General features: G+C 70.3%; 11 protein-coding genes and 1 tRNA gene. 5 read left to right on the forward strand and 7 right to left on the reverse strand.

From position 1 onward, the window contains the following. The first annotated feature begins 83 nt into the window (after nucleotides 1–83). Entirely contained in the window at nucleotides 84–1127 is a 1044-nt protein-coding gene (locus ABD235_RS02180) for a PHP domain-containing protein (RefSeq protein ID WP_344168465.1), read from the forward strand. A gap of 911 nt (nucleotides 1128–2038) precedes the next feature. On the opposite strand, the gene ABD235_RS02185 is transcribed toward ABD235_RS02180, so the two are convergent. Beyond that, nucleotides 2039–3406: an ADP-ribosylglycohydrolase family protein gene (locus tag ABD235_RS02185; protein WP_344168468.1), complete on the reverse strand. Its 1368-nt coding sequence runs from the start codon at nucleotides 3404–3406 to the stop codon at nucleotides 2039–2041. Between the two features lie 9 nt (nucleotides 3407–3415). On the opposite strand from ABD235_RS02185, the gene ABD235_RS02190 reads away from it, so the two are divergent. Further along, nucleotides 3416–4426 (forward strand): pirin family protein, encoded by a 1011-nt coding sequence (locus ABD235_RS02190; RefSeq protein WP_344168471.1) that lies wholly within the window; start codon nucleotides 3416–3418, stop codon nucleotides 4424–4426. A gap of 47 nt (nucleotides 4427–4473) precedes the next feature. Here the strand turns inward: ABD235_RS02190 and ABD235_RS02195 are convergent, their stop codons facing one another. The 6 genes from ABD235_RS02195 to aceE form a co-directional block, all read right to left on the reverse strand. Further along, complete coding sequence (locus ABD235_RS02195) at nucleotides 4474–5004, reverse strand: hypothetical protein (protein ID WP_344168474.1); 531 nt, start codon at nucleotides 5002–5004, stop codon at nucleotides 4474–4476. 89 nt (nucleotides 5005–5093) lie between these two features. Then, on the reverse strand, nucleotides 5094–6557 hold the full coding sequence (locus tag ABD235_RS02200) for a peptide MFS transporter (protein ID WP_344168477.1): 1464 nt from the start codon (nucleotides 6555–6557) through the stop codon (nucleotides 5094–5096). Nucleotides 6558–6637: 80 nt separating this feature from the next. Continuing rightward, a complete protein-coding gene (locus tag ABD235_RS02205) occupies nucleotides 6638–7156 on the reverse strand; it encodes a GNAT family N-acetyltransferase (protein WP_344168480.1) in 519 nt (172 codons plus the stop codon). Nucleotides 7157–7199: 43 nt separating this feature from the next. Beyond that, entirely contained in the window at nucleotides 7200–8834 is a 1635-nt protein-coding gene (locus tag ABD235_RS02210; protein ID WP_344168483.1) for a helix-turn-helix transcriptional regulator, read from the reverse strand. Between the two features lie 43 nt (nucleotides 8835–8877). Beyond that, nucleotides 8878–9984 (reverse strand): flavin-containing monooxygenase, encoded by a 1107-nt coding sequence (locus ABD235_RS02215; RefSeq protein WP_344168486.1) that lies wholly within the window; start codon nucleotides 9982–9984, stop codon nucleotides 8878–8880. 164 nt (nucleotides 9985–10148) lie between these two features. Continuing rightward, nucleotides 10149–12875 carry a pyruvate dehydrogenase (acetyl-transferring), homodimeric type gene (gene aceE, locus ABD235_RS02220; RefSeq protein WP_344173630.1) on the reverse strand — a complete coding sequence of 909 codons (2727 nt, stop codon included), beginning with the start codon at nucleotides 12873–12875 and terminating at the stop codon, nucleotides 10149–10151. A gap of 316 nt (nucleotides 12876–13191) precedes the next feature. Here aceE and ABD235_RS02225 point away from each other — a divergent pair, with 316 nt between their 5' ends. The 3 genes from ABD235_RS02225 to ABD235_RS02235 all read left to right on the forward strand — a co-directional run bounded on the left by ABD235_RS02225 (nucleotide 13192) and on the right by ABD235_RS02235 (nucleotide 14200). Then, nucleotides 13192–13638, forward strand: coding sequence for a DUF3052 family protein (locus tag ABD235_RS02225; protein WP_184793756.1), 447 nt, complete (start codon nucleotides 13192–13194; stop codon nucleotides 13636–13638). Then, a complete protein-coding gene (locus tag ABD235_RS02230; protein WP_344168490.1) occupies nucleotides 13635–14114 on the forward strand; it encodes a peroxiredoxin in 480 nt (159 codons plus the stop codon). Before ABD235_RS02225 ends, ABD235_RS02230 begins: the two co-directional genes overlap by 4 nt. Nucleotides 14115–14128: 14 nt before the next feature. Next, nucleotides 14129–14200: transfer RNA gene (locus tag ABD235_RS02235), tRNA-Val, on the forward strand. The last annotated feature ends 357 nt before the right edge of the window (nucleotides 14201–14557 follow it).

The following is a 14557-nucleotide window of genomic DNA, read 5'->3' on the forward strand; positions in this document are numbered from 1 at the left end:
GCTCGGATGAGAGTGACGTCTGAAATTATCGACCAGGACGGTGTTGCCGGGGAATGGTCGGTGCGACCCGCCATGATGGGGGGATGAGCGACAAGGCTGGGGTGGCGGCGGCGGTTGAGGCGTTGCGGGCTATCGGGTACTACCTTGAGCGCGATCGGCAGCCGACGCACCGGGTGAAGGCGTACCGGCGGGCGGCGGACACGATCGAGGCGTTGCCGGCGACCGAGGTGCGGGCGCGGAAGCGCGCCGGGACGCTGACCGAGTTGCCGGGGATCGGGCCGAAGACCGAGGCGGTGATCCTGGAGGCGATGGACGGCGCGGTACCGGCGTACCTGACGAAGCTGGAGCAGGGCGCCGCCGCGTTGACCGAGGACGGTACGGCGATGCGCTCCGCGCTGAAGGCCGACCTGCACCTGCACTCGGACTGGTCGGACGGCGGGAGCCCGATCGAGGAGATGGCGCGAACGGCGGCGCGGCTCGGGCACTCGTACATTGCACTGACCGACCACTCACCGCGCCTGACCGTGGCCAACGGACTGTCACGCGAACGCCGGCTGCAGCAGCTCGAGGTCGTCGCCGAGCTGAACAAGAAGCTCGCCGACGAGCTCGACGGGTTCCAGATCCTGAACGGCATCGAGGTCGACATCCTCGACGACGGCTCGCTGGACTGCGACACCGAGATCCTCGCCCGCCTCGACATCGTCGTCGCCAGCGTGCACTCCAAGCTGCGCATGGCGTCCGAACCGATGACCGAACGCATGGTCAAGGCGATCGCCAACCCCCACGTCGACATCCTCGGCCACTGCACCGGCCGCCTCGTCACCGGCGGCCGCGGCACCCGCCCGGAGTCCGACTTCGACGCCGAGGTCGTCTTCGAGGCCTGCCGCCAGTTCGGTACGGCGGTCGAGATCAACTCCCGCCCCGAACGCCTCGACCCACCCCGCCGTCTGCTCACCCTGGCCGTCGAAACCGGCTGCCAGTTCTCCATCGACACCGACGCCCACGCCCCCGGCCAACTCGACTGGCAACCCTACGGCTGCGAACGCGCCGAAGAGTGCGGCGTCGAGCCGGACAACGTCATCAACACCTGGGAGAAGGACCAACTCCTGGAGTGGACCAACAGCTGACCCACGTGGGTGCCTCCTGCTCACGAACAACGTCGCACGCCGGCCGGGGACACCTCCGCCGGCAACTCACGCCGCCAACCCTGCTGTCTACTGCCGCTGACCGCCGCGTTGAACACCTTGCGGGACCTTGAACACCTCCGTGGGACCGCGGACAGGCTGCATCTTGTCCGAGGTCCCGACTACTTGGTCGAGGTCCCGCGATTCGCCGAAGGGTGAGCGTGAGGGTTGGTGTAGGCGTGAGCCGCATCGCGAGCGCGGACGTTCTGGGAGAGGCGGGTACGGCGGGTGCCGCCGAGGGCGCTCGCCGACGAGGGTGCGCGCCGACGAGGGTGCGCGCCGACGAGGGTGCGCGCCGACGAGGGTGATTGGAGGCGGTTGGGCGCGGCGAGGTTGGGGGACTCCGCCGGGAGCCAACGCGGCGGTGCTGCCCGGGGGAAGGTGGGGGAGGCGCGATTGCGGGTTGGCTGATCGCTCTGGGGGACGCGCGCGCGTATGGCCGACGTTGTTCGTGGACGTGGCCGGTGAGAGTCGGATGGTCGTGGTGGGCTGGAGGTCTCTGCCGGGAGCCACTGCGGCAGGTGATGCCCGGCGGCGAGCGCGGAGGCGTGGTCGGAGGCGCGGATGTCTCAGCGGCGGACTCGCGCGGTGCGGATCGGCGTGTCGAACGCGTCCAGCACCGCCGTGTCGAAGCCGGCGCGGTCCGGGTAGCGGCGGCCGCCGGGGTGGGGTGGAGTCGATGGGGTGGCGCGAGGCGATGAGGCGGCCCGGTGATGCGGGCGACGCGGCTCGACGACGGCTGCGTGCCGGCGGCCAGCGACATGACTTCCGCGGATGCGGTGACGCCGCGGCGCGGTGACGCCGCGGCGCGGTGGCGCGGTGGCGCGGTGATGGTGACGCGGCTAGAGAGTGGCCTAGTGGTGGAGGCCCAGCGTGCGTTCGACCAGTTCGTCGATGGTGATGCGGTCGAAGCCTCGGAGGGCTGAGCGGACTACGCCGTTGCCGGCGGTTGCCAGGGCGGGCGGGATGGAATCAGCGTCGTGGAGGGCTCCGAAGACGCTGCCTACTGTGGCGCTGGTGGAGTCGGTGTCTCGGCCGGCTCCTACGGAGAGGGCGAGGGTGCGGACGTAGTCGCCGTTGCCCCAGAGGAGAGCCGTGGTGATGATGGCGGCGTTGTTGAGGGTGTGGACCCAGTTGTAGTCGAGGGTTTCGTCGACCCAGTCGAGGGCCTCTTCGGCGGTGGCGCCTTGTTCGTGGAGGTCGAGGAGGCAGCGTTGGCTGTCGGCGAGGCGGGAGCGGGGTGGGATGACGGTGAGGGCTGTGCGGAGTGCTTCGGTGGGGGTGGAGACGACCAGGGCTTGGGCGACCAGGGCGGCGGCCCACTGGGCGCCGTACAGGCCGTTGGCGGTGTGGGAGAGGCTCGCGTCGATCAGCGCGAGGCGGGCGGCTTCGGTGGGGTTGCCGGGGTTCGCGTAGCCGTAGGCGTCGACGCGGATGAGGGCGCCGATCCACTCGCGGTACGGGTTGCGGGTGGTGGCGGTGTCCGGCGGGTGGAGGCCGTGGACGAGATTGCGGTACGCCGCGCGCTCGGCGGTGTACGTCTGCGTGAACGGCATCCGGTCGAGCCACTCGCGGGCGACGTCCTCGGTGCGCAGGTCCCGGCCGTACGTCTCCAGCAGGTGCAGCCCGAGCATCGTCCAGTCGAGGTCGTCGTCGCGCGGTACGGCGTCGAATCGGCCGGCGGACGCTTCGACGGCTGACGGGTGCAGGGTGATGCCGGGCGGTGGCGTCGCGACGTACGGGACGAAGCCGCTGAGCGGCCAGTCGCCGGCTGCTTCGAGATAGGTCCGTACGTCGGCTCGGCTGAGGCCCTCGACAGGCTTGCCCATCGTGTTGCCGACGCAGCGGCCGAGCCAGGCGCCGCGGATGCGGTCAGCAAGGTCAGCCGTCGGGGGCATCGGGCTTGGCGCCTCCACCCCTTGGTACGAGCCGTCTGGCGCTGGTTCCGGCTCGTCGTACGGCCACTCCGAGTCTCGGTGCAGCGCGGCGAGGGCGGTCTCGATGTCGGCGAGCTGGGTCAGGTCGCCGGCGGCCGCAGCCAGGCGAGCGCGGGCGTGGAGATCGCCGACGGCGTAGCCGGAGCTCTCCAACTGTTCGGCCTCGTCCGGTACGAGGTCACGTAGGTCGAGTGCGTCGTGCACGGCCAGCCTCCAACGGTCGAGCGTGGGGCCCGGCCGCGCGGCGACCGGGTGGGAGCCCCGTCCTTGGGTGTCGGAGTCCATACTCGTGCAATGAGCGACTTGGAGAAGGACCCGGCCGAGGTCGTCTGCGACGGGACGGGCGCCGAGGGGCCGGTGCAGGAGCTGCTGGAGCCGCGGCAGGTGGTGCTCGGGCGCACCACGAAGGTGCGTCGGCTGCTGCCGAACAAGAACCGCCGGATGGTCGGCGCGTGGTGCTTCGCCGATCACTACGGGCCCGACGACCTGACCCGCCGCGTCGACTCGTACGACGCACCGGGGGAGCAGGGCATGTTCGTCCCGCCGCACCCGCACACCAGTCTGCAGACGGTGAGCTGGCTGTTCGAGGGTGAGATCGAGCACCGCGACTCCGCCGGGTCGCACGCGATGGTCCGCCCGGGCGAGCTGAACATCATGACGTCCGGCCCCGGTATCGCGCACTCGGAGATTTCGTTGCCCTCGGCACCTCCGACGCTGCACGGCGCGCAGCTGTGGGTCGCGCTGCCCGAGTCGGCACGCAACACCGTCACGCCGACCTTCAACGCGTACGCCGACCTGCCGGCGCTCGAGCTCGACGGTGCGCGCGGGAAGGTGATGATCGGCACGGTCGCCGGCGTCACGTCGCCGGCCCCGGCCTACACCCCGCTCGTCGGGGCCGACCTCATGATCGAGCCCGGGCGAACCGTCACCGTCCCGCTGACGCCGGAGTTCGAGTACGCCGTACTGGTGGTCGACGGCGTCGTCGACGCCGGCGACGTCGCGCCCGGGTTCGGCGAGATGGCGTACTTCGGCACCGGACGGGACGCGATCGAGCTCACCGCCGGAGCCGATGGCGCCCGGCTCCTGCTGCTCGGCGGTGAGCCGTTCGAGGAGCAGCTGGTGATGTGGTGGAACTTCATCGGCCGTTCGCACGAGGACATCGTTGCTGCCCGCAACGACTGGATGGCGTCGATCGAGTCCCACGGCTCGACCCGCTTCCCGGCCGTCCGTGGCTACGACGGCGCCCCGCTCCCAGCCCCGCCGCTGCCCGCCACGCGCCTGAAGCCGAGGCCACGCTCGCGCTGAGGGCCTGCGCCCGCGCGGGAGCAGGGCACGCCCGCCGCCATTCACCCTCACGAGACCACCACACCTTCTCGCCGTACCCCGCTCACCCGGCGCCGGTAGTACGCCCACGTCAGCACCAGCAGCGCCGGTCCCCACAGGTTCAGCGGCGCGTAGCAGCTGATCATCAACGCCGCGGCCCCGTCGCTGCTGAACGGCAGGAAGTGACCGCTGAACACGTCGCGGAACCCGTACGTCCAGATCGCGATCAGCGCGAAGCTCCCCAGCGTCGCCGGCACGATCGCCGCGTACGGCGCGACCCGGCGCCCGCCCAGCCACGGGATCCACGACGGCACCACCTCACCCCACCGCCGCACCATCCCGAACGCGGTCAACGCGACCGCCTCGGAGAACAGCGTCAGGCACACGACGTACACGTGCTCCCCGATCCCGTGCAGCATCGCCGGACGCCCGGCGTCGTCGAGCATCCCCATCGACGAGCCGGCCACCAACCCCAGCCGCCACAAGCCGGACGGCAGCACCATGAACGGAATCGCGTGCGCCAGCCACTCGGCCCACCGCGGCACAGGTCTGTCTGTCATGCCCTCAAGCTTGCAAGGCGAAAGCCCCGAAAACCTCACCCACGCGAGGGATTCGCCTCCCTCGCGCGGGGGAAATCACGCGACGGAAGTCACCGCCTGGCGTGCCGCCGAATCCACGGCGACAGGAAGTACAGCGCCAGCGCAAAGGCGATCGTCACCACCGCCAGCCCACCGAAGTACGCCGTGTCCGACGCGCCCTCCGTCGCCTGCACGAGCTGCGCCGTGATCGCCTGACCGGCCGCCGGCGCGAGGAACCACAGCGCCATCATCTGACTCAGGAACGCCTTCGGCGCAAGCACCGTCGTCGCGGCCAGACCAACCGGCGACAGGAACAGCTCACCGAGCGTCTGGACGACGTACACCAGCACCAGCCACAGCGGTGAGGCCAGGCCGTCGCCGGTCACGGCCGAGGCGACGCCCATGATCGCGAACGAGATCCCAGCCAGCAGCAGCCCGGTCGCGAACTTCTGCCCGATCCCCGGCCCGCGGTCCCCGAGCTTGATCCAGATCGCCGCGAACACCGGCGCCAGCACGATGATCGAGAACGGGTTGACCGACTGGAAGAACTCCGGCGAGATCGAGATCCCGAGCAGCTCCAGCGACGTCCGGTCGGCCGCGAACGTGGTCAGCGTCGTCGCCGCCTGCTCGAACAGCATGAAGAACAGCATCGCCGCGACGAACAGCGGGATGTACGCCCTGACCTGCTGCTTCTCGGTCGGTGTCACCAGCGGGCTGCGCAGCAGCATCGTGAAGTACGCGATCGGCGCGAGGAAGCACAGGTACGAGATCGCGTCGACGACCGGCTTCGGCCCGATGCCGCCGGAGATCCACGCCGACACCGCGAACACGACGACCAGCAGCGCGATCACCGCGCCGCTGACCTTCAGCATCGTCGGCCGGTCCTCGGCGGTCAGCGGGTTCGGCGGGGCGTCGCCGCGGCCGTGCAGCGTCCGGCGGCCGAGCACGTAGGCGATCAGCGCCAGCGTCATCCCGACCGCGGCCGCCGCGAACGCGACGTGGAAGCCGAACTCGCGGCGCAGGAAGCCGACCACGAACGGCGCGCTGAACGAGCCGATGTTGATCCCCATGTAGAAGATCGAGAACGCCGAGTCCCGCCGCTCGTCACCATCGGAGTAAAGCGTCCCGACCATCGTCGACACGTTCGGCTTGAGCAGACCGGTGCCCAGGGCGACGAGCGCGATGCCCAGGTAGGCCAGTCCCTCGGCCGGGATCGCCAGGCAGAGGTGGCCGGAGACGATCACCACCCCGCCGTACAGGACCGTACGCCGGGCGCCGAAGACGCGGTCGGCGAACCAGCCGCCGAGCACCGACAGCAGGTAGACCGACGCGCCGTAGATCGAGACGACCGCCTCGCCGAGCGACTGCCCGAGGCCGAGCCCGTGCGCCTTGTCGGTCAGGTAGAGCAGCAGGATGGCGCGCATCCCGTAGTAGCTGAAGCGCTCCCACAACTCGGTGGTGAACAGCGTCATCAGGCCTCGTGGGTGCCCGAAGAACGTCTTCTCCTGCTCGGCGCCCGACTCCGTTCGTGACACGCTCGACTACTCCCCGTAGCTCGGCAACAGACCGTCTCGACGGTAGTCCTTGCACAACTCCCGGGGCCATTCGGGGCAGGTCAGAGCGTGATCCAGTACCGCCGCGTCAGCCCCAGCCAGGTCTCGCGGACGTCCTCCAGTACGCCGCCGTTGCGCTCGATCGTCCGCGCGGACGCCGCGTTGTCGTCGTCGCAGGTCACCAGCACTCGCTCCAGGCCGCGCTGCCGCGCCCGGTCGAGGACCGCGCCGAGCGCCCACGTCGCCAGCCCGCGCTGCCGCGCCGACGGCCGTACGCCGTACCCGATGTGCCCGCCGCCGTCGAGCAGCTTGTCGTTCAGCCGGTACCGCAAGGTGATCGCGCCGGCGTACTTGCCGTCGTCAACGATCCACCAGTACGCCGCCGGCACGCGCCCCGGCGCGAGCTGGGCCTCGTTGCCCTCCCGCCCCAGCCGCTCGACCCACGCGGCGAACCCCTCGACGCTGCCCACGTCGTCGGACTCCTGCAGTCCGGAACCGTGCTGGGTCTCGGATCCCCACTCCAGCGACGACTCCAGCCAGGAGTCCCGCAGGGCCACGGTCGGCTCGATCAGCTCAGGCATGCTCAGAGCCTAGGACGGCCGCACCTCGACGCCCACCCAGTTTTCAGAGCAGGTCGTGCTCCCGGGCGAACGCGACCGCCGCCGTCCGCGACGGCACGTCCAACTTGGTGAAGATGTTCGACAGGTGCCGCGCCACGGTTTTCTCGCTGAGCACCAACTGCTGCGCGACCGACGTGTTGCTGTTGCCCGCGGCCACCAACCGGAGCACCTCGACCTCGCGCGGAGTCAGGCCTCCCGGAGACGGCCGATGAAGCAGTCGCGCGGTCTCCTCGCGGCAGCTCGCGGCACCGACCGACGTGAAGGTCTGCAACGCCGCCGTCAGCTCCGCCGTCGCCGAGTCCTCGTCGCCCATCCCGCGGAAGGCCCGCCCGACCAGGACCCGCGCCCGAGCGACCTCGTACGGCGCTTGGACGCCGCCCCAGAGCTGCGTGGCGAGCCGCGCCTGGGGGAGCGCACGCTCAGGATCACCCACTGCCAGTGCGACCAGCCCGGCGCAGTACGCCGCCATCGCGCGCAGACCGCCGCAGCCGAAGGCGGCCGCGATCTCGGTCAGCTCGCCGCAGACGCGCTCGGCCTCGTCGAGGGACTCGCCGGCGACCAGGATCTCGACCGCCGCGGGGAGCAGCCGGGAGCGGTGGACCGGGTCGGGCGTCTCGGCGAGCAGGCGGCGGATCGCGGCGAGCGCGGCCGGCGTACGGCCACGGGCGAGCCACAGCAGCGCCAGACCGGGCTGAGGCTCGTAGCCGAAGCCGGACGCCTGCTCGTACGACGCCTCGGCCAGCGTGAGGTCACCACGGATCCGCAGTACGTCGCCCCGCTCGCTCACGGCCAGCCCGGCGGCAGCCCGGGAGTGCGCAGCGGCGTACCGCCGGCACGCGAGGTCGAACTCCTCAAGAGCCTCGACAAAGGCGCCTCGCAGCCGCAGAATCTGGCCACGATGCACCGCGCACTGCCCGGTGAACGGAACCAGGTCGGGCTGGCTGTCGCACCACCGCGTCAGCGCACTGGTCCACGCCGAAGCCCGGCCGAAGTCCATGATCTCCTGGCAGGCCTCGACCATCGCGCAGTACACGTTGCCCGCGAAGATCGGCGACAGCTCACCGGCCGCGACCGCGACCATCGCCTCGTCGAGCAGCGCGAGGCCTTCGGGCACCTGGCCGGAGTAGATCAGCAGGCGACCCTGACAGACCAGGCCCTGTGCCACCAGATCGGCGTTCCCGAACCGCCGGCCCAGCTCGGCCATCTCGGTGCCGACCCGCAACGCCCCGGCGAAGTCCTGCCGGTCCAGGCATCGGAAGAAGTCGTGGATCATCAGGTAGCCGCGCTCGACGACGTCCTCAGGTTGATCGGCCAGCAGCCGTTGCGCCCGAGCGACCCAGCCACCGGCGACCGCGGCCTCGCCGCGCGCGCTCAGCACCAGCCCGAGCCAGAAGGCGAACCTGATCGCGCGGAGCGTGTCCCCGCCCGCGATGCCCGACTGGTAGCCGCGCTGGAAGGCCCTGATGCAGGCGTCGTCGTCACCGGCCAGGTACGCCGCGGTGCCCAGCGCCATCAGGTCGTCCGGACCCAGCTCGTCAGGGCCGGCGTCGTCGACGGTCGACAGGCGGGCGTAGGCGGCGGTCCAGTCCCGACGCTCGAACGCCTGGCGCGCCTGCTCGAGCTCGTCGACGATGCCCATCGCGTATCCCTTCCCCTGCGGCCGAGAATACGCGCGCCGGGCCTCAGGCGGCAGCGACTGTGCGCACCGCGTGCGACCGGGCGACGATCCGCTTGGCGACGTACTCGGCGTCCCGTCCGACGCCCGGCAACGTCATCGAGGTGAACGCGAACTGGAACGACAGTCCGCAGAAGAACAGCCCGGGCGCTGCCGGTACGACGCCGCGCGACTCGTCCGGCCAGCCGTCCGCGCCGATCACCGGCACGTCGATCCAGTCGAACACCTGCCGGAACCCGGTGCACCACACGACGTTCGCGACGTCCATCACCCGGCCGTCGTCGAGCACCGGCCGTCCGTTCCGTACACCGGCCACCCGCTCGGGGACGCGTTCGACACCCCGTTCCAGCAGGTCGGCGCGCTTGACCCGGAGCGCCGGGCCACCGTGGTACCGGACCTCCCGCAGCTCTTTGCGTCCCATCGGCGTCCGCCGGGTCAGCACGTGCTTGCCGACGAAGAGGAAGACCGGGAAGAACAACCGCGCGCCCTTCTTCTCCAGCCGGACCGGGATCTGGCCGGGGTCCCGCCCGCACAGCACGGTCGGGTGGGTCGACGCCACCTCGTAGGCGATGTCGGTGCCCGAGTGCGACCCGCCGACCACGAGCACCGGACCGTCCTTGAGCTGACTCGGCCGTCGGTACTCGCTGGAGTGCAGCTGCCGGATCGCCGGGTCCAGGTCGACGGCGAAGTCGGGCAGGTACGGCGTACGGCCGAAGGTGCCGGTGGCAATCACCACGTTGTCGGCCAGGATGCGGCGGTCGCCGGTCGTCACGGCGTACCCGCCGTCGTCCGACGGCTCGAGGCGGTCGACCGTGGTCCTCATCCGGACGGGCAGGTCGAAGCGGGCGGCGTACGACTCGAGGTAGTCGGCGACCTCGTCCTTGCTCGGGTACGACCAGCGGTCGTCGCCGGGGAAGGGCAGGCCCGGCAGACCGTCGTACCGGCGTGGTGTGTAGAGGCGGAGGGTGTCCCACTGGGCTCGCCAGTTGTCGCCGACCCGCGCATTGCCGTCGAGTACGACGAACTGCCGTCCCCGCTGACGCAGGTGGTAGCCGGTGGCCAGTCCGGCCTGGCCGGCGCCGATGATGACCGTCTCGATCCGTTCGGTGAACATGGCTGGGTCTCCGCTCGTCGGTGAAAGTTCTTCGACGGTAGGAGCGCGGAACGGCCGCGGGCGTCGGGCGTTCTACCCATCTCGGACCCGGGCGGGATGGGTGTTTCGACGGACGAAGGGCCGCCCACCCGGAGGTGGACGGCCCTTCGACCAGGCAACCGGCGTCAGGCGCCGGCGCCCTCCTGCTTCACGCCGGCGACCGCGGTCGGGTCGTCGATGCGGTACTTGCGGGCGGCCTCGGCGGCCACCTCGCGCTTGACGTCACCGCGCTTGGCCAGGATCTCCAGCGTGGCGACCACGATCGACTCGGCGTCGACGTGGAAGTGCCGGCGAGCGGCCGCACGGGTGTCGGCCAGGCCCCAGCCGTCGGTGCCGAGCGAGGTGTAGTCGTTCGGGACCCAGCGGGAGATCTGGTCCTGGACCTGGCGCATGAAGTCGCTGACCGCGACGACCGGGCCCTTGGTGTCCTTCAGCTGCTCGGTGACGAACGGAACCCGCTCGTCCTCGTCCGGGTGCAGCAGGTTGTGCTCCTCCGCGGCGATCGCGTCCCGGCGCAGCTCGTTCCACGAGGTCACCGACCAGACGTCGGCGGCCACCGAGTACTCGTCGGCGAGGATCTGCTGGGCCTTGCGGACCCACGGCAGCGCCACGCCGGAACCGAGCAGCTGGACCCGCGGCGCGTCGGCGTCGCCCTGACCCTCGCTGAAGCGGTACATGCCCTTGAGCAGGGCCGCGACGTCGAGGTTCTCCGGCTCGGCCGGCTGCGGGACCGGCTCGTTGTAGACGGTCAGGTAGTAGAAGATGTCCTCGCCGAACGGCTTGTCCTGGTCCAGGCCGTAGCCGTACATCCGGCGCAGCCCGTCCTTGACGATGTGCGCGACCTCGTAGGCGAAACCGGGGTCGTAGTGCACGGCCGCCGGGTTCGTCGAGGCGAGCAGCGGGGAGTGCCCGTCGGCGTGCTGCAGACCCTCGCCGGTCAGCGTCGTACGGCCCGCGGTCGCGCCGACCAGGAAGCCGCGGCCGAGCTGGTCGCCGAGCGCCCAGAGCGAGTCGCCGGTGCGCTGGAACCCGAACATCGAGTAGAAGATGTAGAACGGGATCATCGGCTCGCCGTGCGTCGCGTACGCCGTCGCCGCCGCGATCATCGAACCCATCGCGCCGGCCTCGCTGATGCCCTCGTGCAGCAGCTGGCCCTGGGCCGACTCCTTGTACGACAGCAGCAGCGCGCGGTCGACCGACTCGTAGGTCTGCCCGTGCGGCGAGTAGATCTTCGCCGTCGGGAACATCGAGTCCATGCCGAACGTGCGGTACTCGTCCGGGGCGATCGGGACGATCCGGTCGCCGATCTCCGGGTCCTTCATCAGGTCGCGGAACAGCCGCACCAGCGCCATCGTGGTGGCCACCGGGGTCTTCTCGTTGCCCTTGCTGAGCGGCGCGTAGACCTTGTCGCCGGGCAGCTTCAGCGTCGTCTTCGGGGCCACCCGCCGCTCGGGCAGGAAGCCGCCGAGCTGACGCCGGCGCTCCATCATGTACTGGTACTCCGGCGAGTCGGTGCCGGGGTGGAAGTACGGCGGGTTGTAGGCGTCCTCGAGGTCCTTGTCCTCGATCGGCAGGTAGAGCCGGTCGCGGAACAGCTTCAGGTCGTCCGAGGTCAGCTTCTTCATCTGGTGGGTCGCGTTGCGGCCCTCCAGCGCCTCGATCGTCCAGCCCTTGATGGTCTGGGCCAGGATGACGGTCGGCTGGCCGACGTGCTCCTTGGCGCTCTTGAACGCGGCGTACACCTTGCGGTAGTCGTGACCGCCGCGGGGCAGCTTGCGCAGGTCCTCGTCGGACAGGTTGCTGACCATCTGCCGCAGCCGCTGGTCGCCGCCGAAGAAGTTGTTCCGGATGTACTCGCCGGACTCGACCGAGTAGGTCTGGAACTGGCCGTCCGGGGTGGTGTTCATCTTGTTCACCAGCGCGCCGTCGTGGTCCTGCGCCAGCAGCGAGTCCCACTCGCGGCCCCAGATCACCTTGATCACGTTCCAGCCGGCGCCGCGGAAGAACGCCTCCAGCTCCTGGATGACCTTGCCGTTGCCGCGGACCGGTCCGTCCAGCTGCTGCAGGTTGCAGTTGATCACGAAGGTGAGGTTGTCGAGCTCCTCGCGGGCGGCCAGGCCGATCGCGCCGAGCGACTCCGGCTCGCCCATCTCGCCGTCGCCCAGGAACGTCCAGACGTGCTGGTCGCTGGTGTCCTTGATGCCGCGGTTGTGCAGGTACCGGTTGAACCGGGCCTGGTAGATCGAGTCCAGCGCGGCCAGACCCATCGAGACCGTCGGGTACTCCCAGAAGTCCGGCATCAACCGCGGGTGCGGGTACGACGACAGGCCCTTGTGCGGACCGCGGGAGACCTCCTGGCGGAACCCGTCCAGCTGGTCGGTGCTCAGCCGGCCCTCGAGGAACGCGCGGGCGTAGATGCCCGGGGAGGCGTGCCCCTGGATGAAGACCTGGTCGCCGCCGCCCGGGTGGTCCTTGCCGCGGAAGAAGTGGTTGAAACCGACCTCGTACAGGCTGGCCGCGGACTGGTAGGTGGCGATGTGGCCGCCGACCTCCAGGCCCTTGCGGTTGGCCTTGCTGACCATCACCGCGGCGTTCCACCGGATGAAGGCCCGGATCCGCCGCTCGATGTGCTCGTCACCGGGGAACCACGGCTCGCGCTCGGGCGGGATCGAGTTGATGTAGTCGGTGCTCCGCAGCGCAGGTACGCCGACCTGCCGCTCCCGGGCCCGCTCGATCAGCTTGAGCATCAGGTAGCGCGCGCGCGACTTGCCCCGCTCGTCCAGCACGGCGTCGAGCGATTCGACCCACCCACGAGTTTCGTCGGGGTCGATGTCGGGGAGCTGGGTCGGCATCCCCTCGGTGATGATGGCTGGTGGTTCGTGTCCGGAAGCCACGGTGTCCTGCCGTTCTGTCTAGTCGATCCTGCCAAGCACTAGTCGGTACTCCTAGCAATCCTGTCACCTGTTCGGAATGCGTTCTACTTTGCGTCCCTTCCGGAGCAAGATCCGGCCTCCCGGCGGGGGTGGGAGCGGACACGCGCCCTCCGCGGCACGCGGATACCGGACACGTCACGGAACCCTCGTGCATACTTGCGCGACGCGGTAGGCCACGATGGACTACTGCTACTGACGCCTACCCCCGGTCCCCGGGGACGACGGAGGAGGACACGTGAGCGCGACCGCGGACCACGCGGACGGCAAGAGCGGCGAGCCGAACATGGCGAGCCGGCTCGGCCTGGAGAGCGGCTGGGTCGTCCAGGAGCTCGGCTACGACGAGGACTGCGACGACGCCCTGCGCGACGCCATCCAGGAGACGACCGGCGAGGAATTCGTCGGCGAGGACACCGATGACGTCGTGGACGTCGTGCTGCTCTGGTTCCGGGACGGTGACGGCGACCTGGTCGACGCGCTGTTCGACGTCCTGACCGACCTGAAAGCCGGGGGCGTGGTGTGGCTGATGACGCCGAAGGTCGGCCGGGACGGCTACGTCGACGCCGCCGACGTCGCCGAGGCGGCACCCACCGCAGGACTGTCCACGACCAGCAGCCTGACGGTGACCGCTGACTGGTCCGCCACCAAACTGGTGATGCCGAAGTCGCCGCGAGTCAAGAAGTGAGCCCCGCTGCCGCCCACCTGGTCGGCAGCGCGGCACCGAACTTCACCGCACGCACGCAGCACGGCGAGCCGTTCCGCCTCAGCTCCCTCCGGGGCGGGCGGCCGGTGGTCGTGGTGTTCTACCCGTACGCCTTCAGCCGGGTCTGCACGAGCGAGCTGGAGGCGCTGCGGGACCGGCCCGACCTGCTCGGCGCGGCGGACTTCGTCGGGGTCTCCTGCGACCCGATGTTCACCCTGCGGGCGTACGCCGAGTCCGCCGGGCTGGAGTTCGCTCTGCTGAGCGACTTCTGGCCGCACGGGGCGATCGCCTCGTCGTACGGGGTGTTCGACTCGGCCCGTGGGTGTGCCCTGCGGGGGACCTTCGTGATCGATCCCGAGGGGGTCGTGCGCTGGTCGGTGGTCAACGACGTACCGGACGCGCGGGACCCGGACGACTACGCTCGCGCGTTGTCCGAACTGGTCCCCGGAGTCGGGTAAAGTACGTCGCTCGCGGGTGCTTAGCTCAGCGGTAGAGCGCTTCCCTTACAAGGAAGATGTCGGGGGTTCGATCCCCTCAGCACCCACCCTTTCGCCCGCCGGCCGCCGTCGTGGCGTTCCGCCTGGCGGGATCCCGCCAACTGCTCGGCGGGCCGTATCCGATCGGGCCCACGCTCGTTGTCTTCTCTGTCAGCGGTCGGCGGATTTCTTAACCTTCGGCTGCCGAGAACGGACTCCTCCAGCCCACCCGCTGGCTGGTAGGGTTCACGGCTGTCGGTCGGCACGATGAGGCATCGCCGCCCGGCCGCAACGGGGCCTGTTCTGTCGGTGAGAGCGAGACGGGTCTGCCCTGAGCCCGGCTCCGTCCAGTTGGGGAGGCGCGTGTCCGTGGGTCGCCGACTTGGCGCCGCTGAGGTCCACAGCCGTACCCAGCCTGCACCCCG

Source organism: Kribbella lupini, from assembly GCF_039529595.1.
GTDB lineage: Bacteria > Actinomycetota > Actinomycetes > Propionibacteriales > Kribbellaceae > Kribbella > Kribbella lupini.

Bases quoted from the DNA above. Each gene is read 5' to 3' on its own strand.
- ABD235_RS02180 (WP_344168465.1), top strand. From the start codon at position 84: ATGAGCGACAAGGCTGGGGTGGCGGCGGCGGTTGAGGCGTTGCGGGCT.
- ABD235_RS02185 (WP_344168468.1), bottom strand. From the start codon at position 3,406: ATGGACTCCGACACCCAAGGACGGGGCTCCCACCCGGTCGCCGCGCGG.
- ABD235_RS02190 (WP_344168471.1), top strand. From the start codon at position 3,416: ATGAGCGACTTGGAGAAGGACCCGGCCGAGGTCGTCTGCGACGGGACG.
- ABD235_RS02195 (WP_344168474.1), bottom strand. From the start codon at position 5,004: ATGACAGACAGACCTGTGCCGCGGTGGGCCGAGTGGCTGGCGCACGCG.
- ABD235_RS02205 (WP_344168480.1), bottom strand. From the start codon at position 7,156: ATGCCTGAGCTGATCGAGCCGACCGTGGCCCTGCGGGACTCCTGGCTG.
- ABD235_RS02210 (WP_344168483.1), bottom strand. From the start codon at position 8,834: ATGGGCATCGTCGACGAGCTCGAGCAGGCGCGCCAGGCGTTCGAGCGT.
- ABD235_RS02215 (WP_344168486.1), bottom strand. From the start codon at position 9,984: ATGTTCACCGAACGGATCGAGACGGTCATCATCGGCGCCGGCCAGGCC.
- aceE (WP_344173630.1), bottom strand. From the start codon at position 12,875: ATGCCGACCCAGCTCCCCGACATCGACCCCGACGAAACTCGTGGGTGG.